A 25,567-nucleotide genomic window follows, 5' to 3' on the forward strand; every position below is an offset into this window, starting at 1 on the left:
GCCAGCGAAAGGAAAGAAGCCCTCATGACCACCGAGATCCCCGCGGACATCCCTCAGGAGACCGCCTGGGACACCGCTCCCGGGCTGCTCGACGGGGCCAAGGAGCTCACCCTCACCCCGGAACGCTGCAACGTCGCCTACTGGCTGCGCGGCGTGGCCCAGGGCACGCTGGCCGGGCGGACGGAGACCGGACACAGCGCGGAGGCGGCCACGCCGGCCCACATGCGCGAGCCCGGCCCACTGCGCGAGGCCCTGATCCACGAACTGGGCCTGCGCGCGGTCTCCGAGGAGCGCGCCACCCGCATCCTCGGCCACTACGTGACCAACGCCTCCGGCGTCCCGGAGATGGAGTTCTTCGCCACCCAGCTCCTCGACGAGGCACGGCACGCCCGGGTCTTCCGCCAGCACCTGGTCGAACTCGGTGTCCCCCAGGGCGAGTTGCTCGCCTACATCGCCGACCTGGCCGCCGACTACCGCGCCCGGGTGCTGGACCCGCTGGAGCGGTGGGCGGTGCCGATCGTCAGCGACCCCAGGGACTTCATCGGCGCGGTGGCCATCTTCACCATCGTCGTCGAGGGCGTGCTCGCGCCCGCCGCCGAACTCAGCGAGCGCAAATGGGACCTGCTGGACCCGGCGGCCGGCGAGATCGCGCACGGCGCGGCCATCGACGAGATCCGGCACCTGACCGTCGGCAGCACCATCATCCGCGACGCGCTCCTCGAGAACCCCGGCTACCGGCCCCGCCTGGAGCAGATCATCCAGGAGGGGCTGCAGCTGTGGAACGAGGTGCCCGACAAGGAGATCGTGCTGCCCCGCGAGCACCTGTTCCAGAAGGGCATGCAGGACCACACCGAACTGCTGAAGGACTACGAGGTCTGGCCCGGCCGCCGGCTGCTCGACACCGAGCCGGAGGAGCGGTACGCCATGGCCGAGCAGTGGACCGACGAGATGGCCGAGGTCCGCATGGCCTACATGGGCCTCGGCGGCGCCCCGCAGGAGCGGTGATGGCCCGGCAGCCCGCCCCCGCCGTCCCCGCCGCGGTGATCACCGGGATCGGCGCCTGCCTGCCGCCCCGGGCCGTCGGCAACGACGAGATCGCCCGGGGGCTGGACACCTCCGACGCCTGGATCAGGGCGCGGATCGGGATACGCGAGCGCCGCCACGTCGACCCGCCCACGTCCACCGGCGACCTGGCCGTACAGGCGGGGCGGCTGGCGCTCAAGGCCGACGGCGACAGCCGGGTGGACGCGGTCGTCCTGACCTCGACCACACCCGACTGGAACTTCTGCCCCGCCACGGCACCCGCCGTCGCCGCCCGGCTCGGTCTCGGCGGCGTCGGCGCCTTCGACGTCACCGCCGCCTGCTCCGGGTTCCTCTACAGCCTGTCCCTGGCGTCCGGGCTGATCGCGGCCGGCACCGCCCGCCGCGTCCTGGTGATCGGCGCGGAGACCCTGAGCCTGATCCGCGACCCGCTGGACCGCAACACCGCGGCCATCCTCGGCGACGGCGCCGGCGCCGTGGTCCTGCGGGCCGGGGAGCGGGCGGAGCCGGGCGCCGTCGGCCCCTGCGTCCTGGGCAGCGACGGGGACCTGGCGGAACTGCTCCAGGTGCCGGCCGGCGGTTCCCGGCAGCGGTCCGCGGGGACCGTACCCGACCGCGCGGACCGCTATCTGCGGATGCGGGGCAAGGAGACCTACCGGCACGCGGTGCAGCGCATGCGGCAGGCGTCGCTCGACGCGCTGGAACGCACCGGGTGGGACCTCGCGGACGTCGACCGGCTCGCCGCCCACCAGGCCAACGCCAGGATCTGCGACTCGGTCGCCGAGAAACTCGGCATCGAGCCGGAACGCAGGCTCGCCAACATCGACCGGGTCGGCAACACCGGCGCCGCCTCGATCCCCCTGCTGCTCGCCGAGTCTGCACTGTCCGGGGCGCTGCGGCCGGGCCACCGGTCCCTGCTGGTGGCGTTCGGCTCCGGACTCACCTGGGCCGCGACCACCCTCGTCTGGCCCGACGTCACCGCGCTGACGGAGACCGCCGCACAGGACGACCCGCGCTGAGACCCCAACGACCCATCAGATCAAGGAGAACCGATGTACGAGCAGTTCAAGGAAGTCCTGGTCGTTTCCTTCCAGGTGCCCGAGGACAGGATCACCCCCGACGCCAGCCTGGAGGACCTGGAGTTCGACTCGCTGGAACTCGTCGAGCTCTCCCTGGCACTGCAGGAGAGGTTCGGGGCCGACGTCTCCGAGGAGGACCTCATCGAGCTGCGGCGCGTCGGCCCGATCGTCGAGGCCCTCACTACCCGAGCCACCAAGGCGGCGTGATGACGGACCACGCCATAGCGGTGACCGGGCTCGGCATGGTCACCCCGGCCGGGGTCGGCGTGGCCGCGTCGTGGGACCGGGTCCGCGCGGGCCGGCCCACCGCCGCAGCGGACCCGGTGCTCCACGACAACCTGGTCCACATCTCCTGCCGGGTACCGGACTTCGATCCGGTGGCCCTGCTCGGTGGCCGGGTGGCGCGCCGGCTCGACCCGTTCGTGCAGTTCGCGCTCGTCGCCGTACGCGAGGCACTCGCCGACGCCGGCCTGGACCCCGGGACCTGGGACGGCTCCCGTGTCGGGGTGGTGCTCGGCTGCGGCGGCTACGGCGCCGCCACCCTGGAGGCGCAGGCGCGCGTGCTGCTGGAGTCGTCCGCCAGGAAGGTCTCCCCGCAGCTGCTGCCGATGCACCTGTCGAACCTGGCGGCCGGCCGGGTGTCGATCGAGCTGGGCACCACCGGCCCCAGCCTCGTGGTGGCCACCGCCTGCGCGTCGGGCACCACGGCCATCGGAGTGGCCCGGGACCTGCTGAACCTGCACCGCTGCGACATCGTCGTCGCGGGCGGCACCGAGGCCATGGTCACCCCGCTGGTGATCGCCGCGTTCGCCCAGATGGGCGCCCTGTCCACCCGGCAGGACGATCCGGCCGGGGCCTCCCGGCCGTTCGACGCCGCCCGGGACGGATTCGTCGCGGGGGAGGGGGCGGCGGTCCTCGTCATGGAGCGGGCGGCCGACGCCCGGGCCCGCGGGGCACGGGTACGCGCGCGCGTGATCGGCTTCGGCATGTCCGCCGACGCCCACCACGTCACCGCGCCGGCCCCCGACGGCCGGGGCCTGGAACAGTCGCTGCGCGCGGCGCTGTCCGACGCCGGTGCGGGCCCGAGCGACATCGGGCACGTCAACGCCCACGGCACCTCGACCCAGCTGAACGACCTGGTGGAGTCGGAGGTGATCGAGCGGGTGCTGGGCCCGGACACCCTGGTCACCTCGACCAAGGGCGTCACCGGCCACATGCTCGGCGCGGCGGGGGCCGCCGAGGCCGCCCTGACCGTCCTGTCGCTCGAGCACGGCACCGTGCCGCCCACCGCCAACCTCACCGACCTGGACCCGCGGATCAAGCTCGACGTGCCCACGACGGCCCGTCCGCTCGCCCCCGCACTCGCGGTGAGCCAGTCGGCCGCTTTCGGCGGGCAGAACGCCGCTCTCGTCCTGGCCCCCGCCTGACCCCGTCCCGTCCGCGCCGGCCGTCCCCCACCACCGGCGGCATCCCCGTCCCCTCACCCCGTTGGACTCGCCATGTCGGACATGCCCGCAACGACAACAGGGAACGGGCCGGCCCACGGCCTGCGCCCCACCCTCAGCACCCGGAAGATCGTCATCATGGTCGTGGCCGCGGCGGCGCCGCTCGCGGCCCTGGTCGGCACCGTGCCGCTCGCCTTCGCCATCGGCGACGGGCCCGGCGTGCCGGCGATGTTCCTGTTCGCCGGCGTCACCCTGCTGTGCTTCTCGGTGGGTTACGCCGCCATGAGCCGCAGGATCGTCAACGCCGGCGGCTTCTACACCTACGTCTCCAGCGGGCTGGGCCGCCCGCCGGCCGTCGGCGCCGGTCTGGTGGCGGTGCTGTCGTACAACACCGCCACCGTCGGCATGGTCGGCACCTTCGCCTACTTCAGCCGGATCGTCGGCGACCAGGCGGGCCTGCACCTGCCCTGGGAGGGGTGGGCGGCACTGAGCATCGCCGCGATGGGCGTCCTCGGTTACCGCCAGATCGACTTCAGCGCCCGCGTCCTGCAGATCCTGCTCGTCGGGGAGATCGGCATCCTGGTGCTGCTGGACATCGCCGTGCTCGTCCGGCACGGCGGCGGCGCCCTGCCCGCCACGTCGTTCGCGCCGCACACCGTCCTCGGGACCGGCGCCGGGGTCACCGCGATGTTCGCGTTCGCCTCCTACATCGGTTTCGAGTCCGCGGCGCTGTACGGGGAGGAGTCACGCAACCCCAGGCGCAGCGTCCCGATGGCGACGTACATCTCCGTCCTCACCATCACCGTCTTCTACGCCTTCACCAGTTGGATCGCCGTCGGCGCGGTCGGCCCGTCCCACCTGCGCAGGACGGCCAAGCACGATCTGGGCAACCTCTTCTTCAACCTGAGCGACGACTACCTCGACAAGTCCGTCACCTCGGTGATGGCGATCCTGCTGTGCACCAGCCTCTTCGCGGGCGTGCTCGCCCTGCACAACGCGGCCAACCGCTACATGTACGTCCTCGGCCGCGAACGGGTGCTGCCCCGATGGCTGGACGCGATCCACCCGAAGCGCAACGCGCCGCACCGGGCCAGCCTGGTGCAGACCACGCTGACGGTCGGGCTGGTCACGGTGTTCGCCCTCGCCGGACTCGACCCGTACACCAGCCTGGCGACGAGCATGCTGGGCGTCGGCACACTGGGCATCGTCGTCCTGCAGGCGGCGGCCGCCCTGTCCGTCGTCGGCTTCTTCCGCGACCGCCCCGACCGGCACTGGTGGCGCACCGGGCTGGCCCCGCTGATCAGCTTCGCCGGACTCGCCTTCTCCGTGGTGCTGCTGGTGGCGAACTTCTCCGTGCTGACCGGCACCGGCAACCCCGTCGTGCACGCGCTGCCGTGGCTGCTGGTCGCCGCGACCGCGGGCGGCGTGCTCTACGGCCTGTGGATCCGCTCCGCTCGCCCCGACCGGTACGCGGCCCTGGCCAGGACCGAGGTCCGGGAGACCGCGGAGCCGGTCCGGCCCGCCCCGCCGGCCCTCACCGTCGTACCGACCGCACCGGCGGCGGAGGAGGAGCCCGCGGCGCGCACCGGGAACCCCTGACACCGGGCGAACCGGCCGCGCACGACGATGCCCCCTGACCCTCAGGGGGCATCGTCGTGCGCGGCGGGGAGCCGCCACGTTCACCGGGCGCCGTCGGCCTCACCGGTCCCGGCACCGGGGTCCCGGGCCAGTGCCGCCCGTAGCGCGTCCCCCAGCTCCGCCGCCGAGGCCCGCTCCAGCTCCGCGAACACGGCGGCGGTCTCCGGATCGCCGCCCTGCGCCAGGAACTTGGCGCGCATCAGCTCCGGGTGGCTCCGGGCCGTCTCCGCTCCGGCGCCGCCGACCGGGATGCCGCGCTCCCGGACGGCCGTCCTGCCGTCGACGAGGCGCACGGTGACCCTGGCCGGCGTCAGCTTGGTCGCGCCCTCCAACGAGCCTGCCGGATCGGCCGGTTGGGCCGGGACGGGGGTGACGGCGCCCGGTCCGGCCGCCGAGGTGAACCGGTCCGTCCACTCCTTGGCCCGCTCGCCCGCCTGCCGCAACGCCTCACCGAACGGAGCCACGGACGAGAACAGTTCGCGGGTCATCCGCTCGTCGTGCACCAGCCGCACGCGTTCCGCGAGCGCCCAGCGCGCGTCCTCCCGTACGGCGGGTGCCCGGAAGTCGGCCGTGGTCAGGTCGCCGTGCAGCAGCGCGGTCGCCACGGCGTAGGCCATGGACAGCGGCAGCGCGCCGGCCGGTGTGTCCGGGCCGGCCAGGTAGGGGCGGCTGGCCCGGTCCACCTGCACGGTGTACAGCGACGCCTCCACCACCACCTCGGCGACCGCCACGCCCCCGGCGCCCAGGCCGAGTTCGCGGTACAGGTCCAGGGCGCAGTCGACGGCGGCGTCGATGCCCGGCCCGCCCGGGCGGACCTTGAACGACAGCGTGTCGGTGTGCCAGCGGCTGCCCAGACCGGCGGTCGTCACCTCGGGCAGCGGCACGGTGGCGAACCGGGCCAGGAACCCGTCGTCGTGCTCGATGACGTCCCGCAGCCCGCCGAAACCGGCCTCGGCCGCGTCGCAGGCGTCCATCGCCATGCCGACCGGCAGGAGCGCACCGAGAGCACGGGCGTCGCTGCCGATGTACGCGGGAAACAGCGTCCACGGCGGCATGGACAGCGCCAGGGCGAAGGCGTCCGCCCAGCGTCCGGCGGGCGCGCCCTGGGCGCGCAGCCGGCCGGCGACGCCGCCGACCAGACTGGTGTGGGCGGCCGTCTGGCCCCGGAACGGCCCGAGGGTGGCCGCGGCGGTGAGCCGCGCGGCGCACTCGTTCGCCGTGACCACTGCCGTGAGCAGTGCCCGGCCGTCCAGGCCCAGCGCGTGGGCGTAGGCGAGCGGGACGGCGACGGTGGAGACGGACAGGTGGCCCGCGTAGGCGGTGTCGTCGAGGTTCAGCCACGATCCCAGCCCGGCCAGCACCCGGGCGCTGCCGCGCGGGTCGGACTGCAGCGGCGGCCCGAAGGCCCGTACCAGCCGGCCGCCCAGGGGATGCGCCAGGCCGGCCCGGATGGCGGCCAGCTGGGAGAGGATCTGGCTCTTCGCCAGCCCGGCCACCCGGTCCGGCACCGCCTCCAGCCGGGTCCCGCTCGCCCAGTCCGACAGCTCCTCGGCCAGGGTCACCACGGTCCGGCCCCCGCCCGCCCCGGCTCGACGCCGTACGGTACGACGGCCTCCGCATCCAACTCCGCCTTCGCCTCGGCATCCGCCTCCGCCTCCGCGCCGACCCGACCCGGCACACCGTCCTCGGTCTCCGGGTCGCACAGCACCGGCAGCACCCGGGGCACCGCCGCCAGGGTGACCCGGGACCCGGTCCGCGGCAGCAGTTCCCCGTCGTGCTCGAAACACAGCGGAGCCCCGTCGGTGCGCTCGACGACCACCTCGCGCCCGCGGGCGTAGACGACGTGCGGGGAGTGCACGTGCCGTCCCGCGCGCAGCTCGGCCTGCAGATCGGCGGGCCGGTAGGCGGCGTCCGCGACGCACACGTCGAGCAGTCCGTCGTCCAGCAGGGAGTGCGGCATCATCCGGAACTGCCAGGCCCGGTAGCGGCCGCCGCCCACGTTGGCGAAGAGCGTCCGCCCCTCGTGGACCACTGTCCCGTCCACCACGACCCGCCCGGGGTAGGGCTCGTACCGCCCCACCACCCGTTCCAGTCCCGCCTGCAGCCGCCGGTGCCCGGACGAGTCGACACCCGAGGCACCCTCCAGGACCAGCGCGCTCAGCCCGGCGCCCGCGCCGAGCAGGGCGAACCGGTCCAGCTCCGCCAACCGCGCCAGGTCCAGCGTCCGCGGCCGGATCTCCGGGCCGCCCAGCGCGGCGCGCAGCGCGTCCTGCCAGGGCCTGTCGCCCCAGTGCGCACGGTAGTTGGAGTTGCCGGTGCCGGCCGGGACCACGAACAGCGCGTGCGGCCGGGGCCGTTCGGATGCCGCCCGGGTCAGGCCGGCGACGGTCTCGGCCACCGTGCCGTCACCGCCCAGGGACACCACCACCAGCAACCCGTCGTCCCCGGCCGGCGCGGGACCGGAGCCACCGGCCACCGCCTGGGCCGCGATCCGCGCCGCGTCGCCGCGTCCGGCGGTCCAGCGCGTGCGCGCCGGGACGCCCAGGCGGGCGCACCGCTCGGCCACCTCGTCGGCCAGAATCCGGGAAGCCTGCCCGGCGGCCGGATTCGCGATGATCAGGCAGCGTGGGGACGAGCGCGCATTCACAGGGTCCATCGGAATACTCCTGCCGTAAGGGAAACAGGCATGCGAAATCGATTATTGTTTATGCCTTCTGATATTCCGCTGACGCCTTGCTGACGGGCCGGAGCTCCGTGCTGACGGGATGCTGACACCCGGCCTCAGGTGCTGTTTTCATCCGTCGACGGCCCTTGCCAGTAAGCGATCCGGTCTGTCATAAACGTGAGGTACGGTAGTTCGCACCGGAATCCCAGGACGGCGATGATGACCGAAACGATCGAAATCGAGGATGTCGTTCTCCGCGCTCTGCGGGAATACTCGGACGCGAACAATCCGAGCGCCTTCCTGGCGGCGAATTCGGGCAACTCCTACTTCACGCTCCCGGGGCGGCCGGGCTTCATCGCCTACCGCACGACGAGCCGGTACGTCGTCCAGTTCGGCGGCCCCTTCGCACCACGGGAGGCCTACCCCGAACTGCTCTCGGCCTTCACCGCCTTCGCGGCGGAACAGGGCCGCCCGGTGGTCGCCGTACAGCTCCAGCGCCACGACGCCGGCCACTACGAGCAGCACGGCTTCACCGTGAACCAGATCGGCGCGTCCTACGCGGTCGACCTCGCCACGTACTCGCTCGCCGGGCACCGGTTCATGAAGCTGCGCAACAAGATCTCCCAGGCGGCCCGCAACGGCCTCACCGTCGTCGAGGGTGAACTGGCGGACTGGGAGAAGCAGATGCGCGCCATCGACGAGGTGTGGCTGCCCACCAAGGGTGAGAACGCCCGGATGCTGGAGTACCTGGTCGGCGAATACGGCGGCCCCGCACAGCGCCACCGCCGGCTCTTCCTCGGGCTGATCGGCGGCGAACTGGTCGGCTACATCTCGTACTCACCGGTCTACGGCGACAACCCCGGCTGGATGCACGACCTGTGCCGGCGGCGCCCCGGCGGCTCGCCCGGCATCATGGAGTCCCTGAACGACCACGCGATGAAGACCTTCCAGGCCGAGGGCGTACCGTGGCTGCATTTCGGGTTCACCCCCTTCACCAGCCTGCGCCCGGAGTTCGAACGCCCCGGTGCGAGCCCGGGGTTCGGCTGGCTGATGCACTTCCTGTGGGAGCACGGCGAGAGCATCTACCCGGCCGCCACCCAGCTCGCCTACAAGGAGAAGTGGGGCCCGGACCTGGTGATCCCCGAGTATGTGGCCTTCCAGGGCCGCGCGAGCATCACGGGGTTCGCCCACATCTTCCGCGCGGCCAACGCGCTGTGAGCACACACCCGAATCAACCCGAAAGCGAGGCCGTAATGACCGAACAGGATCTCGTGGACGCCTCCCCCGTCGAGGAGGCGATCGGCCGCGTCATCCAACTCTTCATGGGCGTCGGCGCGGACCCCGACAACGAGGAGACCGGCGCGGCGGCCGACCAGGCCCTGGCCGACCTGGACGAGGCGATGACCGCCGCGGCGGGGGCGGCGGCGAAGCCTGCCTGAGCACGGTTCACGTCCGGGCGGTCACCGCATCAGCTCACCCGCGTTGACCAGCAGTGACTGCCCGGTGATGGCCCGCGCCCGGTCCGAGGCGAGAAACACGACCGCGTCCGCCACGTCCCCGTCGGTCGCGAGCTCCGGCAGCGCCATCCGCTCCGTCAGCCGCCCCAGCACCTCCGCCTCCGGCACGCCCTCCGTCTGCGCGGTGAACCGGACGTACGCCTGCACCGGCGGCCCCCACATCCAGCCCGGCAGCACGGTGTTGACCCGGATCCGCCGCGGCCCCAGCTCCCGCGCCAGCGAGTACATCGCGCTCGTCAGCGCCCCCTTGGACGCGGCGTACGCCGCCTGCCGCACCTGCGAGGGCGCGGCCACGGCCGACTGCGTCCCGATGAAGACGACGGACCCGCCCCCGCCCTCCCGCAGCGCCGGCAGGCACGCCCGCGTCATCCGCAGGGTGCCCAGCAGGTTGACGTCGATGACCGACTGCCACGTCGCGAAGTCCGCGTCCTCGACGCCGCCGAAGTACGAGTCCCAGGCCGCCACCTGCACCACCGCGTCGATCCCCCCGAACCGCTCCCGCGCCAGCGCGGCCAGCGCCGCGCACTGTCCCTCGTCGGTGATGTCCGTCGCCCGGTACGCGGTGCGCGTGCCGTCCGGATCGATCTCCGCCGCGCTCTTGGCGAGGTTCGCCTCGGTGCGCGCCCCGAGCACCGCTTTCCCGCCGTCCCGTACGACGGCCGCGGCGACCTGGTGACCGAGCCCGGCGCCGACTCCCGATACGACCACTGTCTTGCCTGCGAGCAGGGACACGGTGCCTCCCGCGGTATGGCGCTTCATCTGACGGAGCGTCAGAGTATGGCCGACCGCAGGAAAGGGGAACCGCATGAGCGAGGACACCCGCAGCGAGACGTACGCCGAACTGGCCGCCGTGGGCCCGTACGGCGTCCACCCGGGCCACGCCCTGATCACCATGGTCGAGCCGCACCCCGGGCACGAGTACGCCTACAACCGCTGGTACGAGGACGACCACTACTACGCCGGCGCGATGGCCATGCCCTGGATGTACGCGGGCCGCCGCTGGGTGGCGACCCGCGAGCTGCAGCTCCTGCGCTACCCGGAGAAGTCGGCCGTCGCCCAGCCCGTCACGGCCGGCTGCTACCTCTCCACCTACTGGATCACCGCCGGCCGCTACGACGAGCACATGAGGTGGACCGTCGCCATCAACCGGCGCCTCAACCGCGACTCCCGCGTCTACCGCGACCGCACCCACGTCTTCACGGCCTTCCAGGACCACGAGACGACGGTCTACCGCGACGGCGCGGCGGGCCCACGCGACTTCCACGCCCTGGACCACCCCTACGCCGGGCTGGTGCTGGAGGTGATCGACAGCGATGCGCCGCAGCAGCGGACCGAACTGGTCGAGTGGCTGCGCGCGCGGCACCTGCCCCGCCGTCTCGCCGGCTCCCCTGCGGCCATGGTCACGGTCTTCCGGCCGACGCCCCTGCCGGGCGACCGCATGACCTACGTCAAGCAGGTCGAGGGCCTCGACACCCGGGTGACGCTCCTGTGGTTCCTGGAGGCGGATCCGAGGGACTGCTGGGCGGACCGCTTCACCGGGCTGGACGCGGATGTCTCCGGCTCGGGGCTGGGACGGGTGGAGCTTGTGGCGCCGTTCGTCCCGACGATTCCCGGCACCGACACCTACGTGGACCGGTTGCGCAGCTCTACTTGAGTTCGTCCGGGCAGGGCGTACCGCGGGGCAGCTGGTACGGCGCGGCCAGCCGATACGTACCGGCGTGCGGCGCCAGCAGCATCGTCCACTTGTCCCCGTTCGCGTCCTGAGGCGTCTCCATCAGGCACCCGTTGACGTTCCGGTACCTCTTCGGCGGCCCGGAGGAGACCAGCTGCGGCGCCTTCAGACTCTTCCCGTGCTCGTCGACGACGCTCAGCCACGGCGAGTAGGGGATCCTGATCAGGATCCGCCCGGCCTTGCGCACCTGCAGCGTCATCTCGCCCTGCTCGGCGCGGTCCACCACCGCGTCGGGCTCGGCGAGCGGCGTCGGATCGGTCACCCGGAACAGCTGCCAGTTGGCGTCGCCCCACACCTGCTCCAGATACGGCATCCCGCGCCGCAGCAGTTGCCGCTCCCGCTCGCCGCCGTCGCCGTCCGGGTTGTCCTTCGGCAGCACGACGAAGTGGACGGCCCAGCGCTGCAGCCACTCGTGGTAGTTCGCCGAGTTGAGGGTGTCGTCGTAGAAGAGCGGGTTGCGCTCCATGTCGGCCTGCCGGTTCCAGCCGCGCGCCAGGTTGACGTACGGCGCGAGCGCGGACGCCTCCCGGTGCGAGCGGGCCGGGACCACCTCCACACGGCCCTTCTCGGCGCCGGCCCGCTGCAGCTGGTGCACGAGCGGGGCGAGCTCGCGGGCCCAGGACGCGGCCGGGGTCGTGTGGATGATGTCGTCCACCGACTTGAAGCCGATCCAGCCGGCGAAGCCGAGCAGCGCCAGCACGGCCGTGTACCACTTGCGGGACTTCCGCACCGTGAACGGCAGCGCGGCCACCAGCGTGGCGCCCGCGAACAGCATCGGCAGCCGGGAGATGTTCGACCCGATCTGCGAGCTGATCAGCCACACCAGGACCACGCCGACGCTGTAGACGGCCGCCGTCAGCCGGACCGTCACCCACTGGCGGGGGACGAGGAACAGGCACAGCAGGCCGTACGCCAGGGGCAGGATCACCGAGCCGATCGTCATCGGCTGGGTGCCCGAGAACGGGAAGAGGAAGTACGAGGCGGCGACCACCACCGTCGGGGCGAGGCCCAGCGCCCAGGCGCCCGGCCGCCGCTTCTGCAGGAACAGCGCCACCGCGACCAGCCCGACGAACAGCCCCGACACCGGCGAGGCCATGGTGGACAGGCCGGCCAGCGGGGCGGCCACCGCCGCCTTCGCCCAGCGTTTGTGCCGCCACCGGTACGGCCAGCAGAAGACGGCCGCGACCGCGCCGAGCGCGAACATCGTGCCGAGACCGAAGGTCACCCGGCCCGAGATCGCGTTGCACAGCAGCGCGACGACCCCGGCGAGCGACACCCACAGCGGGTTCTTCACCGCCCGGCTGCGGATCAGGACCAGCGTGAGCAGGCCCGCCGACACGGTCCCGGCGATCATCATGGTCGTACGGACGCCGAGGACGGCCATCAGATACGGCGACACCACGCTGTACGACACCGGGTGCATGCCCCCGTACCAGGCGAGGTTGTACGCCGAGTCCGGGTGCCGGCCGACGAACTCCGCCCACGCGTCCTGGGCCGCGAGATCGCCGCCGCTGTTCGCGAACGTGAAGAACCAGACGATGTGCAGGACCCCGGCGAGGGCCGTTATCGACAGCACGGGGTGCCTGAGCAGCCGCTGCCGCAGGGGCTCGGCGGCGGTGAGGAGGCGCGCGAGCCTGCCGGAGGGCACGTCGAGGCGATCACTGTCGGTACGGCCGTCCGGGTGGTCCGCGTGAGCCCCGCGACCGTGCGGGTCAGGCTCGGACAGGCGTATTCGCGGGCCGGATCCCGGCCCCGGATCGGCGTCGTCGGCGCGTGTCGGCTCGGCTGTGGCCACCTGAAGGCACTCCCCGTGTCCCGTCTTCTGTTCTCGGCCGTGTTCCACGGTGTTCCCGGCTGCTTCCCGTCCAGTTCGCGGCCATGTCCCGTGACCGGCGACCTGCCCCGATTCGTGACGCTAGCACGCACCCCGCCGCGGGTCTCCGTCGGCGGGGTGCGTGCTGGTGACGACCGGCGTGCGGACTCAGCCCAGACGGGTCAGCTTGGCGCCGAAGCCGGGCTGCGCCAGATCCTCCTGCAGGGCCACCGGCACCTTGACGGCACCGGCCGCCGAACCGTCACCCACGGTGAGCGAGCCCACCTCGGTGCCGGCCTTCGCGGTGTGCGGCACCTTGCCGTGGGTGAAGGACAGCTTCACCTTCAGGCCCGACCAGCCGACCGCCGTGACGTCCTTCGTCGCCACGACCGGGGTACGGCCGCCGAGGCCGTCGTCGACGTACCCGACCAGGTCGCCCTTCTTCAGGATCGTCACCGGCTTCAGGGCGCCCTGCGCGGCCCGGATCAGCTTGTCGCCCGCGTCCAGGACCCCGCTGATGATGGTGTTGTCGAAGCCGCCGGCGGGCTGGCGCAGCACGGCCCCGATGATGGTGCGCGTCTCGCCGCCGACCTGCTGCTTCGCCGCGAAGACCAGGTTGCCGAGGGCTGCGGTCGAGGTGCCGGTCTTGATGCCGACGACGTTGTTGTGGCCGACCAGGCGGTTGTAGTTGGAGTGGTTGACGCCCTTGTAGTCGTCGTACGACATCATCGCCGCGACCTCGCGGAAGACGGGCTGCCGCATCGCCGCGCGGGCCAGCTTCACCTGGTCCACCGCCGTGCTGACCGTGGAGGCGGTCAGGCCCGAGGGGTCGGTGTACTTGGTGTCGGTCATGCCGAGGCTCTTGGCGGCGGCGTTCATCTTCACCGTGAACGCCTGCTCCGAATGGGAGTCCCAGCGGGCGAGCAGCCGGGCCACGTTGTTGGCGGAGGGCAGCAGGATGGCCTCAAGGGCCTCCCGCTCGGAGATCCGGTCACCGGCCGTGACGCGCACGGTGGACTCCTGGCCCGCGTCCGACTGGTCCTGGGCGGGCTTGTCTATCGTGATCTTCGGGCCGTCCTGGCCGCTCTTGAGCGGGTGGTCGCGCAGGATGAGGTAAGCGGTCATCACCTTGGCGACGCTCGCGATCGGTACGGGCTTCTGGGCGCCGGAGGAACCGAACGTGCCGATGCCCTGGACGTCGAGCGCGGCCTGACCGCTCGCCGGCCACGGGATGTCCGCCTTGCCGCCGTCGAAGGTGTAGCTGTCCTTCGCCGTGAGGTCGAGGGTGGGGTCGGGGAGCGGGCGCAGGGTCTGTACGACCGCGAAGATGATCGCCAGGAGCAGGACCAGCGGGGTCCAGATCTTGACCCGGCGCACGAGCGTGCGGACCGCCGTCTCCGGGGGCGGCGGCGTGTTCGTCAGCTCCGCCAGGAGGTCCAGCGGGGGCTTCGGGGGGAGGGGCTGCTGGGTGGTGCGCTCGGGGCCGACCTGGGGGACGGGCGTGGTGGCGTCCGGCTTGGCGGCCGGGGCCACGTCGTTCTTGAGCGCCACGAACTTGCTGGTGCGCTCGGAGTCGGACTCCGGGGACTTCTTGCCGCCGAGCTTGAGCATGGTCGTGGGCTGGTCGACCCGCGGCTTGGGCGTGACGGCCTTGAAGACGGTGGTGGGCTGATCGACGCCGGCCTTCGCCTCCGGCGTGGGAGCCGGTTCGTCACCCGCCTCGGCTTCGCCTTCGGCGTCGGTGTCGTTCCCACCCGCACCACCCGTGCGGGTCTCGTCGTCGGCTGCGGGTGGCCCCTGCGGGGCGTCCTCGCCGTCGGCGTCCTCAGGCCCGTCCTCGGCCACCACGGCCTCGGCTTCGCCCTCGCCGGCCTTCGCCTCCGGCGTGGGAGCCGGTTCGTCACCCGCCTCGGCTTCGCCTTCGGCGTCGGTGTCGTTCCCACCCGCACCACCCGTGCGGGTCTCGTCGCCGGCTGCGGGTGGCCCCTGCGGGGCGTCCTCGCCGTCGGCGTCCTCAGGCCCGTCCTCGGCCACCACGGCCTCGGCTTCGCCCTCGCCGGCCTTCGCCTCCGGCGTGGGAGCCGGTTCGTCACCCGCCTCGGCTTCGCCTTCGGCGTCGGTGTCGTTCCCACCCGCACCACCCGTGCGGGTCTCGTCGCCGGCTGCGGGTGGCCCCTGCGGGGCGTCCTCGCCGTCGGCGTCCTCAGGCCCGTCCTCGGCCACCACGGCCTCGGCTTCGCCCTCGCCGGCCTTCGCCTTTGCATCCGCCTTGGCCCCGGCGTTGTCGTCCGCCTCAGCCTCAGCTTCCGCCTCGGCGTCACGGTCCGCGTCGGCCTCCGTCTCCGCCTCGGAACTCTCCTCGGCGGTCGCCTCGGTGTCCGCGTTCTCGTCGGACTCGTTGGCCGGGTCGGCCTTCTCGTCCGCGTCGGGGGCCGCCTCGGTCTCCGCGTCCGCGTCCGGGGCCTTGTCGGCGGGCGCGTCAGCGTCCGGCTCCGTGGCCGTGTTCGTCTTCGCGTCGGCGTCCGGGGACTCGGCGCCGGTCCCGGTCTCCTCTGTCCCGGTCTCTTCGGAACCGGTCTCTTCGGCCGTCGGCTCATCCGCGGGCGTCGGCCCGGGAGTTGCGGGGGCGGCGGCGCGGACCCAGGAGGAGACCGCCTCGCGGAGGGCGGTGTCCTCCGAGGAGGCCTCCGGGGCGGGGGTCTTCACGTCGCGGACCGACAGGACCTTCGTCGCGGTGTCCACGACGCCGGGCGCGGAATCCTTTTCCCGCGAGACGGCGAGGCGCGGATCGCGTGCCTCGGGAACCGGACCCGCGCTCCCCGGCGTCGGTTCTGCCGACGACTCGCGCTGCTTCGACCTGTCGGGGGACTCGCCCGCCACCGATGCCTCCTCATGCGCCGCACGCCCACGCGCGCGCCCTGTCCGAACCATGTACCAGTGTCCTGTGTGAGGGCTTGGCCCCTGCGGTAGACGAGAACGACATACCTACCGGTTCCCTCACGAACCGGTCACGCACCCTCGACAGACCAATGTGAGAGGGGTCACCCTGTCATTCATCCACGCGGGGAGGCATGGATGGGCAGGAGCCGCAGAACACTTCCGGAGGAGCTTCTGCTGCTGGCACTGGACCCGGCCACGGGTACCACTGCACAGCCGCAGTCGCTCGACCTCGGTCTGGCCGGAGCACAGCTAGTGGAGCTGGCGCTGGCCGGACGGATAGCCCCAGACGGGGATCGTATCGCCGTGGTGGTGCCACGGCCGACTGGAGATCCGACTTTGGACTGCGCGTTGGAGTTGCTGCGAAGGCGTGGCGCTCCCGTGCGTGCCGTCCACTGGATCGGCGGGCCCCGGCTGGGGCTCAGGCAGACCTACCTCTCGCATCTGGAGCGGTGCGGCATGGTGCATGCCGTGGCGGGCCAGATGTGCGGGGTGCTGCCGACGACTCGCTATCAGGCGACGGACAACGAGATCAGCCGGGAGATCCGAGCCCGGCTGGACTCCGCGATCCGCACCGGCGTACCGCCGGACCCGCGGACCGCGGCGCTCGCCGCCCTGGCGCACGCCGTCGGACTCGGCAAGCACCTGTATCCGGGGAACGAGGGACGCTCGTCCCGGTCCCGGCTGCGGGATCTGATCCGGCACGACCCCATGGGCGGTCTCGTCGCGCACGCCGTGATGGACGTGCAGAACGGCGCTGTGGCGCAGCCGCGCCGGGGTGCGGCCGCCGCCGGGCGGCAGGGTGCGGCCGGTGCCAGGGCCGCGGCGGAACCCGCACGCGGGGTTCCGATGCAGCCGCGCCACGGATCCATGGCACGCGCCGTGGCGCACTGAGCCGCAACCCGGTTCGCCCAGACCCGTTCGGGAGCCGCTGGTCAGAGCGGGGCGGTGGGATCCTTCCCCGGGATCCCGCCGTCCCGCTCGACTGCGTCCGGGCACACCATCGGGTGGCGAGCCGTGGCGAACTGACGCGTACGCGCCGCATATCCACCATTTCCCAGCGGTAGAAAGCACCTTGGTGGCAGTCTGCTCAGCAGCAGATACGGAAAGTGTTAAGCAAACAGGCAGGCAGCCGGAGGTGCACGTCCCGTGGCGTCCAATGTCAATCCCACCGTCAGGCGGCGCCGGCTGGGCCAGGAGCTGCGCAGGCTCCGCGAGCTCAAGGGCATGACGGCCGAGGAAGTGGCGGAACGGCTGCTGGTGTCGCAGTCGAAGATCAGCCGGCTGGAGAACGGCCGCAGAAGCATCAGCCAGCGCGACGTGCGCGATCTGTGCGGGGTGTACGAGGTCGAGGACCAGCGGATCGTCGACTCGCTGATGGAGATGGCCCGGGACTCCCGGCAGCAGGGCTGGTGGCACACCTTCGGGGACATCCCCTACAGCGTCTACATCGGTCTGGAGACCGACGCCGAGTCGCTGCGGGTGTACGAACCCCAGCTGGTCACCGGTCTGTTGCAGACCCGCGCCTACGCGGAGGCCCTGGTGCAGGGCGCGCTGCCGGAGACGTCGACGGCCGAGATCGAGAAGCGTGTGCAGGTGCGCATGCGCAGACAGGAACGTATCACCGCCGAGACCAACCCGCTCCGGCTGTGGGTCGTGCTCGACGAGGCGGCGCTGAAGCGCGTCGTGGGCAGCAAGCTGGTGATGCGCGAGCAGCTGGACCATCTGATCGAGATGTCCCAGCTGCCGCACGTCACCGTGCAGGTGCTGCCGTTCGAGGTGGGCGCGCACCCGGGGCTCAACGGCCAGTACGCGATCCTGGAGTTCGCCGACGCGGCCGACTCCAGCGTGGTGTACCTGGAGGGCGTCACCAGCGACCTGTACCTGGAGAAGGCCCAGGACGTACAGAAGTACGCCGTGATGTACGAGCATCTGCGGGCACAGTCCCTCAATGTGGAGCAATCCCGGCAGTTCATTGCGAAGGTGGCCAAACAGTACGCCGAATGAACGGCTGTCACGGAGGGCGCCGGATCTTACACCGAAGGTCCACTCCAATGGAAGGCCCACCTGGAATATGCCATCCGGTTGAGTGAACGACTACTCCAGCGGCGGCAGTTGCCCGGTAGCGTCGATCACGCCAATCAGACGACAAGGTTGGCGTGAACCGCACTATCGCAACTCGCAACAGGAGTGGACATGGCACTGATTCAGGGCGCTTCGGAGACGTGGATGAAGTCTTCCTATTCCGCGGGCAACGGCGCCTGCGTCGAGGTCAAGTCGCCCACCGACGCCGAACTCGCCGTCCGTGACTCCAAGGTCCCCGAGGGCCCGGTCCTGGCCTTCCCCGCCGACGCGTGGAACGCCTTCGTGACCTCGGTCAAGGCCTAGGGGGCCCTCCCTGACCTTCGTCAGTGACGACCTCCCGACGAAAACAACTTCACAAGCACCACCAGATGAGCCCTCTCGACCAGTCGCCGTCCTTGCCGAGGGGGCTCGGTCGTGCCGTGGGGCCGGCCCCTGTCGGCGCGTGTCACCGCACGGGGAACGCCACGTCGCACACCGGGTCGTGCGGGCCCGCCGCGTCCCAGTCCGCGAAGTAGATCTCGCGGCAGGGGCCGGCCATCCGCAGACCCTCGCCCGCCATCCACTGCTCGACCGCCTCGAAGGCGGCCAGGATCTGCGGGTTGGCCACCTGGGCCTTGGTGATCCGCGTGTAGGCCAGCCGGGACGAGGCACCTGACCTGACGCCGCCTCTTCACACCGGCCGCGTCAGCAGACCTGAAGGGGCGCGGGGAACTGCGCGACCAGCCACATCGAACCCGCAGTCGCCACCTCGGAGCGCCACCCGAGTTCTTGGGCGCGCGGCCGAGAAACCTCCCGCGCCGATCCACGTCGGCAGCTCGTCCGCCAGCGTGTGCCGCGACTCGGTGATCACCACCTGCGCCGGTACGTCCACGGTCTCGATCACGAACTTCTCGTACATCTCCGAACTCCTCCCGGACAGCCGTCCACGGAGGTACTCGGCGAGCGTCCGCTGCCCGGCCACCCGGCTCTCCACGTCCGCCCAGTAGGCGGCGAGCCGGCCGGCGGCCTCGGGCCCCTCGGCGCCGAGCACCTCGGCGATCCGGGCCAGCGGCATGTCCAGCTGCCGCAGCAGGGCCACCAGGCGGGCGCGCTCGACCTGATCGGCGCGGTAGTAGCGATAGCCGGTGCTGTCGTCGACCTGGGCCGGCGTCAGCAGGCCGAGCCGGTCGTACAGGCGCAGCGCCTTGGCCGACAGCCGGGCCCGCGCGGCGAACGCACCGATGGTGAGCAGGCCGTCGGTGAGCTGGTCGTCGTCCACCGTGTCATCCTCCGTCACCGGGCGGATCCGCCGCCCGGTGACAGGGACGCTCGGCTCTGCCCCAGGGGCAAGGTCAAGCGGTGCTCAGCCGAGCTGGGCCTCGATGGCCGCCACGACCGCGTCCGACTCCGGCTCGGTCTGCGGGGAGAACCGGGCGACGACGGTGCCGTCCCGCCCGATCAGGAACTTCTCGAAGTTCCAGCGGATGTCGCCGCTGTGCCCCTCGGCGTCGGCGAAGCCCACCAGGCGCTCGTACAGCGGGTGCCGGCCCTCGCCGTTCACCTCGACCTTCTCGGTGAGCGGGAAGGTCACGCCGTACGTCGCCGAGCAGAACTCCGCGATCTCCTCGGCGGTGCCGGGCTCCTGCCCGAGGAACTGGTTGCAGGGCACGCCGAGCACGGTGAAGCCGCGCGCCGCGTACCGCTCCTGGAGCTTCTCCAGGCCCGTGTACTGGGGGGTCAGGCCGCACTTGGAGGCGACGTTGACGACGAGGATCGCCTGGCCGGCGTATTGGGCGAGATTGGCGGGGCCGCCCTGGAGGGCGCCGATTTCGACATTCAGTACGTTGGTCATGTGGGGAGCCTAGACGCCCTACGGGGTGCCGGGACCGGCCGCCGGGCGGCTGCGGCTTCGTCGTGGTCACCCGCGCGGTTCCCCGCGCCCCTTACGGGGCGGCACCCGGCCAGGGCCGGCAAGCGACTCTACCCCTCGCCCAGCACCCGCCCCGGTGCCTCCGTCAGAACGTCCCCCGCCGCCGTCCGTGCGTACAGCACCGACCGCCCCGCCCTCCGTCGTTCCACCAGACCCGCCTCCCGCAACACCCGCAGATGGCGCCCCACCGAGCCCAGCCCCTGCCCCGTCACCGCCGTCAGCTGGGTGGTGCTCATGGGGGAGGCGAGGAGGAGCAGGACCTCGGCGCGGGCCTGACCGAGCAGGGCGCCCAGGGCGGACGGGACGGTCCTGTTGCCGGCGTCGGCGAGGGCGCCGGCGCACGGGTAGACCGCCGCGTACCGCACCCCGTCGTCCCAGGCGACCCAGCCCGCCCGCTGCACGGTCACCGGCACGAAGAGCAGCTCGGCCCCGGAGATCTCCCGGGGCGGGTACTCGTGCAGGTTGATCTGGAGCCGGTTCTCGCCGAGCCAGCGGGTGCGCCCGGGGCGGATCGCGTCGAGGACGCTCACCCAGCCGCCCCGGCTCACCTGCGCGGTCCGCGCGACCACGTCCGCCTCCAGCACCCGCCGGCGCCGCTCCCAGGACGGCCGTACGGTCGCCTCCCACACCCATTCCAGGAGGGCGGCCGCCCGCTCGGGCAGGTCGTCGCGGTCCAGCTCGGCGGGGAGCGGGCCGGCGAGCGCGGTGCGCAGATGGGCGCGGGCCGCGTCCGGCGCCGTGGCGCGGACCCGGGCGACCTCGGCCGCGAACTCCTCCTCGCCACGGGGTGCCGGGGTCAGGAAGTCGGCGATCCACTCCCGGCCGAGCCCCGCCCGCACCAGCAGTGCCGTCACCGGCTCGGCCGTCAGCCGCGCCCGGTAGGCGGGCAGATGGGCGCGCAGCCACGCCTGCTCACCGGGATGCGCGGCGTCCGCCGCGTGCAGCAGCTTCAGACAGGCGAAGGTCTCGGCGAGCGGCGAGACGACGAACCGGCTGCGGGCGAGGGTGTCCGCGTTGAGCTGCCACAGCCCCATCTCGGCGTACCTCCCTCCCGCGGCCGTACGACCTTTCGCGTTGTGGCGAAACAATAACGAGCCCGCCGGTGCCCCGCCGAGACTCCCCGGTATGTCCAGCTACCGATCCCTGTTCCGCACCCCGGAGTTCACCCCGCTCTTTCTCGGCTCGGCCGCGCAGACCGCCGCGCAGACCCTCGGCGGACTGGCCCTGGCCACGCTCGTGTACCGGGCCACCGGCTCGCCGCTGCTGTCGGCGGTGAGCATGTTCGGCCCGTCGCTCGCCCAGGTGCTCGGCGCGACCTTCCTGCTCTCCGGCGCCGACCGGCTGCCCCCTCGTACGGCGCTGTCCCTGATCGCGCTGGCCTTCGCGGCCGGTACGGCGGTGCAGGCGGTGCCCGGTCTGCCGGTCGGGGCGGTCTTCGGCGTCGTCCTGGTGCTGGGTCTCGTGGCCTCTCTCGGCGGCGGGGTCCGCTGGGGCCTGCTGAACGAGATCCTCACCAAGGACGGCTATCTGCCGGGGCGTTCGCTGTTCAACATGATGAGCGGGCTGATGCAGATCGCCGGTTTCGCCACCGGCGGCGCCCTGCTCGGGGCGCTCTCCCCGCGCGTGTGCCTGCTGCTGTCGGCGGCGCTGTACCTGTCGGCGGCGCTCGCCCTGCGCCTGGGCCTGACCGCCCGCCCGCCCCGGAGCGTGGGCCGCCCCTCCCCGTCGGCGACCTGGCGCACCAACGCCCTGCTGTGGTCCTCCCGCCCGCGCCGCCTCACCTACCTGGGCCTGTGGCTGCCCAACGGCCTGGTCGTCGGCTGCGAGTCCCTGTACGTGTCGTACGCCCCGCACGCCGCCGGAACCCTGTTCGCCTGCGGGGCGTTCGGCATGTTCGCCGGCGACGTGACGGTGGGCCGGCTGCTGCCGCCTGCGGTACGGCGCCGCCTGGCCACCCCGCTGCTGCTCCTGCTGGCGACGCCGTACCTGGTGTTCTGCGCGCACCCGCCGCTGCCGGTGGCGGCGGTGTGCGTGACGGTCGCCTCCGTGGGCTTCGGCGCGAGCCTCGTCCAGCAGGAGCGGTTGATGGACCTGACCCCCGGCGAACTCGCCGGCCAGGCCCTGGGACTGCACTCCTCCGGCATGCTGACCATGCAGGGCGTGAGCGCCTCGCTGGCCGGAGCGGTGGCCCAACTCACCTCGCCCGCCGCCGGGATGACAGTGATGGCGGCGGGCTCGGTGGGTGTGACGCTGGCGCTGGCTACGGCTGCCCGGCGCTCTCCGGAGCCGGGGCGGCGGGAGCCTCGGCCTGCTGCTGCCGAGGCACGCTGAGGTCGGCGTCGATCTTCTGCACCGCCCGGTCGAAGTAGCGCAGCAGCTCGACGGGGAAGGGCATCACGAGGGTCGAGTTCTTCTCGGCGGCGACCTCGACGACGGTCTGGAGGAGCCGCAGCTGCATGGCCTCCGGCGTGTCCGCCATGATCCTGGAGGCGTTGGCGAGCTGCTGCGCGGCCTGGAACTCACCGTCGGCGGTGATGACCCGGGCCCGCCGCTCCCGCTCGGCCTCGGCCTGCCGCGACATGGACCGCTTCAGCGACTCGGGCAGCTGCACGTCCTTGATCTCGACGCGGTCGATGTGAATGCCCCAGCCCGCGGCCGGGCTGTCGATCATCAGCGCCAGCCCCTCGTGCAGCCGCTCGCGATCGCTCAGCAGGTCGTCCAGATCGCTCTTGCCGATGATGGACCGCAGCGAGGACTGGGCGACCTGCCCGACGGCGAAGACGTAGTCCTGGACCTCGATGGCCGCGCGCACCGGGTCGGTCACCCGGAAGTAGACGACCGCGTCGACCTTCACCGACACGTTGTCCTTCGTGATGCCCTCCTGGGTGGGCACCGGCATGGTCACGACCTGCACGTTCACCTTGCGCATGCGGTCGGCGAAGGGGATCAGGAAGGTGATGCCCGGCTGCCGGTGGCCCGGCAGGGCCTTGCCCCACCGGAACACGACTCCGCGCTCCACCTGGTTGACCACCCGCATACCGCTCTTCAGCACGAGCAGCGCCAACAGCGCCACCACGACGACCGCCACCACGGTGCCTTCCATGGCACTCCATTCCTCGCAACGGCACGGACACCGGAGAGGACACCGGCGGTGGCCGGATGGATGCGGTCGCCGCGTCATGAATGCGTCAAGATTCCGGTACCGCCGTCACCACTCGTCGCGGTCGCAGATCACCCGGAAGCTGCCCACGACACCGTCGTCGCCGAAGCCGAACAAGCCCTCGTGGCCGGTACGGGTCACCACGCCACTGGTCTCGCCGTGGGGACCCACGACGGCGACCGGGGAGCCGTTGTCACAGTTGAAGCCCCGGAAGACCTCGATGACCCTCCGGCTGTCGTTGAACACGCTGAAGCTGCCGGAGCCCAGTCCGCCGCCCGTGGTGATACAGCCCTCGGCGGAGGCGGAGTACGCACGGTCGTTGAAGTAGATCCTCCCGCCGTCCCCATGGCCACGGCCGCGCCCGCCGCCGTCGCGCCCCTCGCCCCTGTCTCGTCCGGCGCCCCTGTCGCCGGAGGAGGCCGCGGCAGGAGCGGCTCGTTGCACGGGTTTGGCCGCCGGGGAGACGGGCTTGCCTGCGGGGTGCGCAGGCTTGGCCGCCCGGTGGACGGACGGGGCCGCCGGGGCGGACGCGACGGGCGAAGGGCTGGCCCCGACGGTCGAGGCGTAGGTGATGCCGGCGGCTGCAAGGACGGCCGCGCCCACTCCGGCGCCGACCACGGCAAAAGTACGCGAGGGCATGTCGCTTCTCTCTGTCTCACGGACGTCGGCCGGCCGACCGACCTGCGACGAACGTACCGACAGCTCAGATAACCGGCATTCCGGGCATGTCCAGGGTGTGACGCCATGAGGCCGGGCGGGTGGCACCGCGGCGCGCACCGCATACCGGCGAAGCCCCGCCCCACTCGTCGGTCTTGCCGGTCCGGCCGGAACCGCCAGTGCCCCCAGGAGTCGCGGATCGCCGCCTACGAGACATTCCTCCAGGCGTTCGGCGCCGTGGAGATGGAGCTCCGCGAGGCCTTCGCCGACAGACGCGCACCCGCCGTCGCCTGGGGGCCGTTCAACGCCACTCTGCAGTCGATGTCCCCGGTGGCAAGCCGGGCCGGCAGCCAGGACCTGGACGAACTCCGCCCGTTTCACGGCCGGTTGTGCGAGGCGCACCTGAGGTTCGTCAACGCGGCCCGCCGCTCACTCGATCCCGCCCAGGAACATCTCGTCCGGGCGCTGGGCCCCGGCTCGCTCTTGATCGCCATGTACTTTGTGATGCAAAGTTAGTTCTCGGCGCTGCTGCAGCGCGACCACAAGGGGGACAGATGGGAACGTACGTACGGAGCGACGGGCAATCGGAACCGAGGTCGGCCGCGGCCGCCTTGCTGGCTGCGACGGAAGGCCTCCGGGTCAGGACCCGCACGCAGACGAGCGGTGCGTGGACTCCTCTCCTGGGCTTCGGGCTCCTCGCACTGGCGGCTGTTCCGATCGCCCGGTACGCCTTCAACTTCGGAGCCCACGGGCGGAACGTCGGTTCCTATCCGGCCTTCGCCTACGCCGAGCTGACCGGTCTGTGCGTCGTCCACGAACCGGGAACCCCCTGCCTGAAGGGCGAGTTCGACGGCGCCGTACTGCGCTTCGTGGCCTGGGGCGTATGGTTCGCGCTCCTCCCTCTCGCATGGTTCGCCCTCGCCCGCTGGTATCGCCTGCGTGGCGAGGCCCGGGGCATCGTTCCCCGGCGCGGGCTGTGGGTCCGCGTGACCGCCACGGCCACCACGGTGATCACGGCCGCCCTGATGGTGCTGCTGTTCGGCAAGGACCAGCCGTGGGAGGCCGAGCTGCTGGAGAACGCCTACGCCTCCCCGTGGTACCTGGTCGGCATCGGTCTCCTCGCCCTGGGCCTGGCCGAACGCAGTTGGGTCGCCGCGGCGGCCGGCACCGCTCACGCCTTGCTGCTCACCGGTTACCTGGGAGCCTCCTGGGGCAGCGGATGGCTGCCGTGGCGGCACCCCGCCGACCCTGGCTGGGCCGACGGACCCCAGGCCAAGGCCCTTCTGCTCGCCGCCATCCTGCTCCTCGCCGGTCTGTGTGAGTGGGCGGTGGTCCGCCGCCGGGGAGCGTCCGGTGTCACCGGTGCGGGTACGGTCGTCCCATGAGCGTGGAGGACTCGACCGCTGCGCGGGACGACCAAGAGGCGCTGCATCCCACCCAGGCGCTGGACGACACCGTCCACCAGCGGGTACGGCTCGGCATCCTCACCATTGCCCGGGAAGCCGACCGGGTCGAGTTCAGCTTCATGAAGAAGCAGCTGGCCGTCACCGACGGAAACCTCTCCCGGCACCTGAAGGTGCTGGAGGAGTCCGGGATGATCACCGTGGAGAAGGGCTACGCCGGCCGGCGCCCCCGAACCTGGGTCACCCTCACCCGCCAGGGTGCCCAGGCCCTGGACACCGAACTCCGCACCCTGCGCGCCCTCGTGCGTCGCCTGGAGGTGCGCCGTCCCGCGCCTGGCCCGTCCGACACTTGATCGCCACTGATCACCGCTTCGGGACATCACGCGGTGCCGCGCGCCCCGTTCGCGCAGCTCACGGGTCCCGTTCTCACCATTGGCCGGGAGCGAAACCGAGTGCAGCCGGTCGTGCAGGTCTTCGGAGACGACA

The 25,567-nt window shown here is 72.2% G+C and carries 24 protein-coding genes and 1 pseudogene; 15 read left to right on the forward strand and 10 right to left on the reverse strand.

All coding sequences use genetic code 11. The features are described from left to right. The first annotated feature begins 24 nt into the window (after positions 1 to 24). The 5 genes from FB563_RS17050 to FB563_RS17070 all read left to right on the forward strand — a co-directional run bounded on the left by FB563_RS17050 (position 25) and on the right by FB563_RS17070 (position 5,164). The gene (locus tag FB563_RS17050) at positions 25 to 1,005 is read left to right on the forward strand and encodes a ferritin family protein (protein ID WP_055708324.1); all 981 of its coding nucleotides are present in this window, start codon (positions 25 to 27) and stop codon (positions 1,003 to 1,005) included. After that, positions 1,005 to 2,060, forward strand: a complete 1,056-nt coding sequence (locus FB563_RS17055; RefSeq protein WP_055708323.1) for a beta-ketoacyl-ACP synthase III — start codon at positions 1,005 to 1,007, stop codon at positions 2,058 to 2,060. Before FB563_RS17050 ends, FB563_RS17055 begins: the two co-directional genes overlap by 1 nt. A 33-nt stretch (positions 2,061 to 2,093) precedes the next feature. Then, on the forward strand, positions 2,094 to 2,327 hold the full coding sequence (locus FB563_RS17060) for an acyl carrier protein (protein ID WP_055708322.1): 234 nt from the start codon (positions 2,094 to 2,096) through the stop codon (positions 2,325 to 2,327). Continuing rightward, complete coding sequence (locus tag FB563_RS17065; protein WP_055708321.1) at positions 2,327 to 3,547, forward strand: beta-ketoacyl-[acyl-carrier-protein] synthase family protein; 1,221 nt, start codon at positions 2,327 to 2,329, stop codon at positions 3,545 to 3,547. Before FB563_RS17060 ends, FB563_RS17065 begins: the two co-directional genes overlap by 1 nt. An 81-nt stretch (positions 3,548 to 3,628) precedes the next feature. Further along, the gene (locus FB563_RS17070) at positions 3,629 to 5,164 is read left to right on the forward strand and encodes an APC family permease (protein ID WP_199832921.1); all 1,536 of its coding nucleotides are present in this window, start codon (positions 3,629 to 3,631) and stop codon (positions 5,162 to 5,164) included. Positions 5,165 to 5,244: 80 nt separating this feature from the next. Here the strand turns inward: FB563_RS17070 and FB563_RS17075 are convergent, their stop codons facing one another. Continuing rightward, positions 5,245 to 6,768 (reverse strand): MmgE/PrpD family protein, encoded by a 1,524-nt coding sequence (locus FB563_RS17075; protein ID WP_234357873.1) that lies wholly within the window; start codon positions 6,766 to 6,768, stop codon positions 5,245 to 5,247. Beyond that, on the reverse strand, positions 6,762 to 7,859 hold the full coding sequence (locus FB563_RS17080; RefSeq protein ID WP_063797111.1) for a diacylglycerol/lipid kinase family protein: 1,098 nt from the start codon (positions 7,857 to 7,859) through the stop codon (positions 6,762 to 6,764). The genes FB563_RS17075 and FB563_RS17080 overlap by 7 nt, the downstream gene beginning before the upstream one ends. A 228-nt stretch (positions 7,860 to 8,087) precedes the next feature. On the opposite strand from FB563_RS17080, the gene FB563_RS17085 reads away from it, so the two are divergent. Then, positions 8,088 to 9,086 (forward strand): bifunctional lysylphosphatidylglycerol flippase/synthetase MprF, encoded by a 999-nt coding sequence (locus FB563_RS17085; RefSeq protein WP_107100724.1) that lies wholly within the window; start codon positions 8,088 to 8,090, stop codon positions 9,084 to 9,086. Positions 9,087 to 9,121: 35 nt separating this feature from the next. After that, the gene (locus FB563_RS42970; RefSeq protein WP_167528453.1) at positions 9,122 to 9,307 is read left to right on the forward strand and encodes a hypothetical protein; all 186 of its coding nucleotides are present in this window, start codon (positions 9,122 to 9,124) and stop codon (positions 9,305 to 9,307) included. A gap of 21 nt (positions 9,308 to 9,328) precedes the next feature. Here the strand turns inward: FB563_RS42970 and FB563_RS17095 are convergent, their stop codons facing one another. Further along, positions 9,329 to 10,117 carry an SDR family oxidoreductase gene (locus FB563_RS17095; protein WP_055710356.1) on the reverse strand — a complete coding sequence of 263 codons (789 nt, stop codon included), beginning with the start codon at positions 10,115 to 10,117 and terminating at the stop codon, positions 9,329 to 9,331. 73 nt (positions 10,118 to 10,190) lie between these two features. On the opposite strand from FB563_RS17095, the gene FB563_RS17100 reads away from it, so the two are divergent. Further along, complete coding sequence (locus FB563_RS17100; protein WP_055710357.1) at positions 10,191 to 11,039, forward strand: hypothetical protein; 849 nt, start codon at positions 10,191 to 10,193, stop codon at positions 11,037 to 11,039. Here the strand turns inward: FB563_RS17100 and FB563_RS17105 are convergent. Together FB563_RS17105 and FB563_RS17110 are read right to left on the reverse strand one after the other, a co-directional pair. Beyond that, on the reverse strand, positions 11,032 to 12,912 hold the full coding sequence (locus FB563_RS17105) for a DUF2339 domain-containing protein (RefSeq protein ID WP_199833042.1): 1,881 nt from the start codon (positions 12,910 to 12,912) through the stop codon (positions 11,032 to 11,034). The genes FB563_RS17100 and FB563_RS17105 overlap by 8 nt on opposite strands. A gap of 186 nt (positions 12,913 to 13,098) precedes the next feature. Beyond that, on the reverse strand, positions 13,099 to 15,810 hold the full coding sequence (locus FB563_RS17110; protein ID WP_244329023.1) for a D-alanyl-D-alanine carboxypeptidase: 2,712 nt from the start codon (positions 15,808 to 15,810) through the stop codon (positions 13,099 to 13,101). A gap of 195 nt (positions 15,811 to 16,005) precedes the next feature. Between FB563_RS17110 and FB563_RS17115 the strand changes: the two genes are divergently transcribed. The 3 genes from FB563_RS17115 to FB563_RS17125 all read left to right on the forward strand — a co-directional run bounded on the left by FB563_RS17115 (position 16,006) and on the right by FB563_RS17125 (position 18,255). Continuing rightward, complete coding sequence (locus tag FB563_RS17115) at positions 16,006 to 16,761, forward strand: GOLPH3/VPS74 family protein (protein ID WP_055709369.1); 756 nt, start codon at positions 16,006 to 16,008, stop codon at positions 16,759 to 16,761. A gap of 255 nt (positions 16,762 to 17,016) precedes the next feature. Further along, complete coding sequence (locus FB563_RS17120) at positions 17,017 to 17,874, forward strand: helix-turn-helix domain-containing protein (RefSeq protein ID WP_055709370.1); 858 nt, start codon at positions 17,017 to 17,019, stop codon at positions 17,872 to 17,874. A gap of 189 nt (positions 17,875 to 18,063) precedes the next feature. After that, a complete protein-coding gene (locus FB563_RS17125; protein ID WP_055709371.1) occupies positions 18,064 to 18,255 on the forward strand; it encodes a DUF397 domain-containing protein in 192 nt (63 codons plus the stop codon). A 142-nt stretch (positions 18,256 to 18,397) separates the two neighbouring features. Here FB563_RS17125 and FB563_RS17130 read toward each other — a convergent pair. The 3 genes and pseudogenes from FB563_RS17130 to FB563_RS17140 all read right to left on the reverse strand — a co-directional run bounded on the left by FB563_RS17130 (position 18,398) and on the right by FB563_RS17140 (position 20,895). Next, positions 18,398 to 19,228: pseudogene (locus tag FB563_RS17130) on the reverse strand (MerR family transcriptional regulator). 66 nt (positions 19,229 to 19,294) lie between these two features. Then, positions 19,295 to 19,783, reverse strand: a complete 489-nt coding sequence (locus FB563_RS17135) for a glutathione peroxidase (protein WP_055709372.1) — start codon at positions 19,781 to 19,783, stop codon at positions 19,295 to 19,297. Between the two features lie 128 nt (positions 19,784 to 19,911). Beyond that, positions 19,912 to 20,895, reverse strand: a complete 984-nt coding sequence (locus FB563_RS17140) for an ArsR/SmtB family transcription factor (RefSeq protein ID WP_142218761.1) — start codon at positions 20,893 to 20,895, stop codon at positions 19,912 to 19,914. Positions 20,896 to 20,986: 91 nt separating this feature from the next. Here FB563_RS17140 and FB563_RS17145 point away from each other — a divergent pair, with 91 nt between their 5' ends. Next, positions 20,987 to 22,192 carry an MFS transporter gene (locus tag FB563_RS17145; protein WP_142218762.1) on the forward strand — a complete coding sequence of 402 codons (1,206 nt, stop codon included), beginning with the start codon at positions 20,987 to 20,989 and terminating at the stop codon, positions 22,190 to 22,192. On the opposite strand, the gene FB563_RS17150 is transcribed toward FB563_RS17145, so the two are convergent. Beyond that, entirely contained in the window at positions 22,122 to 22,964 is an 843-nt protein-coding gene (locus FB563_RS17150; protein ID WP_055710330.1) for a slipin family protein, read from the reverse strand. The genes FB563_RS17145 and FB563_RS17150 overlap by 71 nt on opposite strands. A gap of 105 nt (positions 22,965 to 23,069) precedes the next feature. Then, entirely contained in the window at positions 23,070 to 23,660 is a 591-nt protein-coding gene (locus tag FB563_RS17155) for a hypothetical protein (protein WP_142218763.1), read from the reverse strand. 255 nt (positions 23,661 to 23,915) lie between these two features. Between FB563_RS17155 and FB563_RS17160 the strand changes: the two genes are divergently transcribed. The 3 genes from FB563_RS17160 to FB563_RS17170 all read left to right on the forward strand — a co-directional run bounded on the left by FB563_RS17160 (position 23,916) and on the right by FB563_RS17170 (position 25,434). After that, positions 23,916 to 24,194 (forward strand): hypothetical protein, encoded by a 279-nt coding sequence (locus FB563_RS17160; protein WP_142218764.1) that lies wholly within the window; start codon positions 23,916 to 23,918, stop codon positions 24,192 to 24,194. 95 nt (positions 24,195 to 24,289) lie between these two features. Beyond that, positions 24,290 to 25,063 carry a hypothetical protein gene (locus FB563_RS17165; protein WP_234358081.1) on the forward strand — a complete coding sequence of 258 codons (774 nt, stop codon included), beginning with the start codon at positions 24,290 to 24,292 and terminating at the stop codon, positions 25,061 to 25,063. After that, on the forward strand, positions 25,060 to 25,434 hold the full coding sequence (locus FB563_RS17170) for a winged helix-turn-helix domain-containing protein (RefSeq protein ID WP_055710326.1): 375 nt from the start codon (positions 25,060 to 25,062) through the stop codon (positions 25,432 to 25,434). The genes FB563_RS17165 and FB563_RS17170 overlap by 4 nt, the downstream gene beginning before the upstream one ends. The last annotated feature ends 133 nt before the right edge of the window (positions 25,435 to 25,567 follow it).

Source organism: Streptomyces puniciscabiei, from assembly GCF_006715785.1.
Taxonomy (GTDB): Bacteria; Actinomycetota; Actinomycetes; order Streptomycetales; family Streptomycetaceae; genus Streptomyces; species Streptomyces puniciscabiei.

Coding starts and splice junctions, on each gene's coding strand:
- FB563_RS17125 (WP_055709371.1), top strand. CDS start 18,064: ATGGCACTGATTCAGGGCGCTTCGGAGACGTGGATGAAGTCTTCCTAT.
- FB563_RS17080 (WP_063797111.1), bottom strand. CDS start 7,859: ATGGACCCTGTGAATGCGCGCTCGTCCCCACGCTGCCTGATCATCGCG.
- FB563_RS17085 (WP_107100724.1), top strand. CDS start 8,088: ATGACCGAAACGATCGAAATCGAGGATGTCGTTCTCCGCGCTCTGCGG.
- FB563_RS17055 (WP_055708323.1), top strand. CDS start 1,005: ATGGCCCGGCAGCCCGCCCCCGCCGTCCCCGCCGCGGTGATCACCGGG.
- FB563_RS17065 (WP_055708321.1), top strand. CDS start 2,327: ATGACGGACCACGCCATAGCGGTGACCGGGCTCGGCATGGTCACCCCG.
- FB563_RS17135 (WP_055709372.1), bottom strand. CDS start 19,783: ATGACCAACGTACTGAATGTCGAAATCGGCGCCCTCCAGGGCGGCCCC.
- FB563_RS17050 (WP_055708324.1), top strand. CDS start 25: ATGACCACCGAGATCCCCGCGGACATCCCTCAGGAGACCGCCTGGGAC.
- FB563_RS17150 (WP_055710330.1), bottom strand. CDS start 22,964: ATGGAAGGCACCGTGGTGGCGGTCGTCGTGGTGGCGCTGTTGGCGCTG.
- FB563_RS17070 (WP_199832921.1), top strand. CDS start 3,629: ATGCCCGCAACGACAACAGGGAACGGGCCGGCCCACGGCCTGCGCCCC.
- FB563_RS17100 (WP_055710357.1), top strand. CDS start 10,191: ATGAGCGAGGACACCCGCAGCGAGACGTACGCCGAACTGGCCGCCGTG.
- FB563_RS42970 (WP_167528453.1), top strand. CDS start 9,122: ATGACCGAACAGGATCTCGTGGACGCCTCCCCCGTCGAGGAGGCGATC.
- FB563_RS17115 (WP_055709369.1), top strand. CDS start 16,006: ATGGGCAGGAGCCGCAGAACACTTCCGGAGGAGCTTCTGCTGCTGGCA.
- FB563_RS17140 (WP_142218761.1), bottom strand. CDS start 20,895: ATGGGGCTGTGGCAGCTCAACGCGGACACCCTCGCCCGCAGCCGGTTC.
- FB563_RS17145 (WP_142218762.1), top strand. CDS start 20,987: ATGTCCAGCTACCGATCCCTGTTCCGCACCCCGGAGTTCACCCCGCTC.
- FB563_RS17155 (WP_142218763.1), bottom strand. CDS start 23,660: ATGCCCTCGCGTACTTTTGCCGTGGTCGGCGCCGGAGTGGGCGCGGCC.
- FB563_RS17170 (WP_055710326.1), top strand. CDS start 25,060: ATGAGCGTGGAGGACTCGACCGCTGCGCGGGACGACCAAGAGGCGCTG.
- FB563_RS17060 (WP_055708322.1), top strand. CDS start 2,094: ATGTACGAGCAGTTCAAGGAAGTCCTGGTCGTTTCCTTCCAGGTGCCC.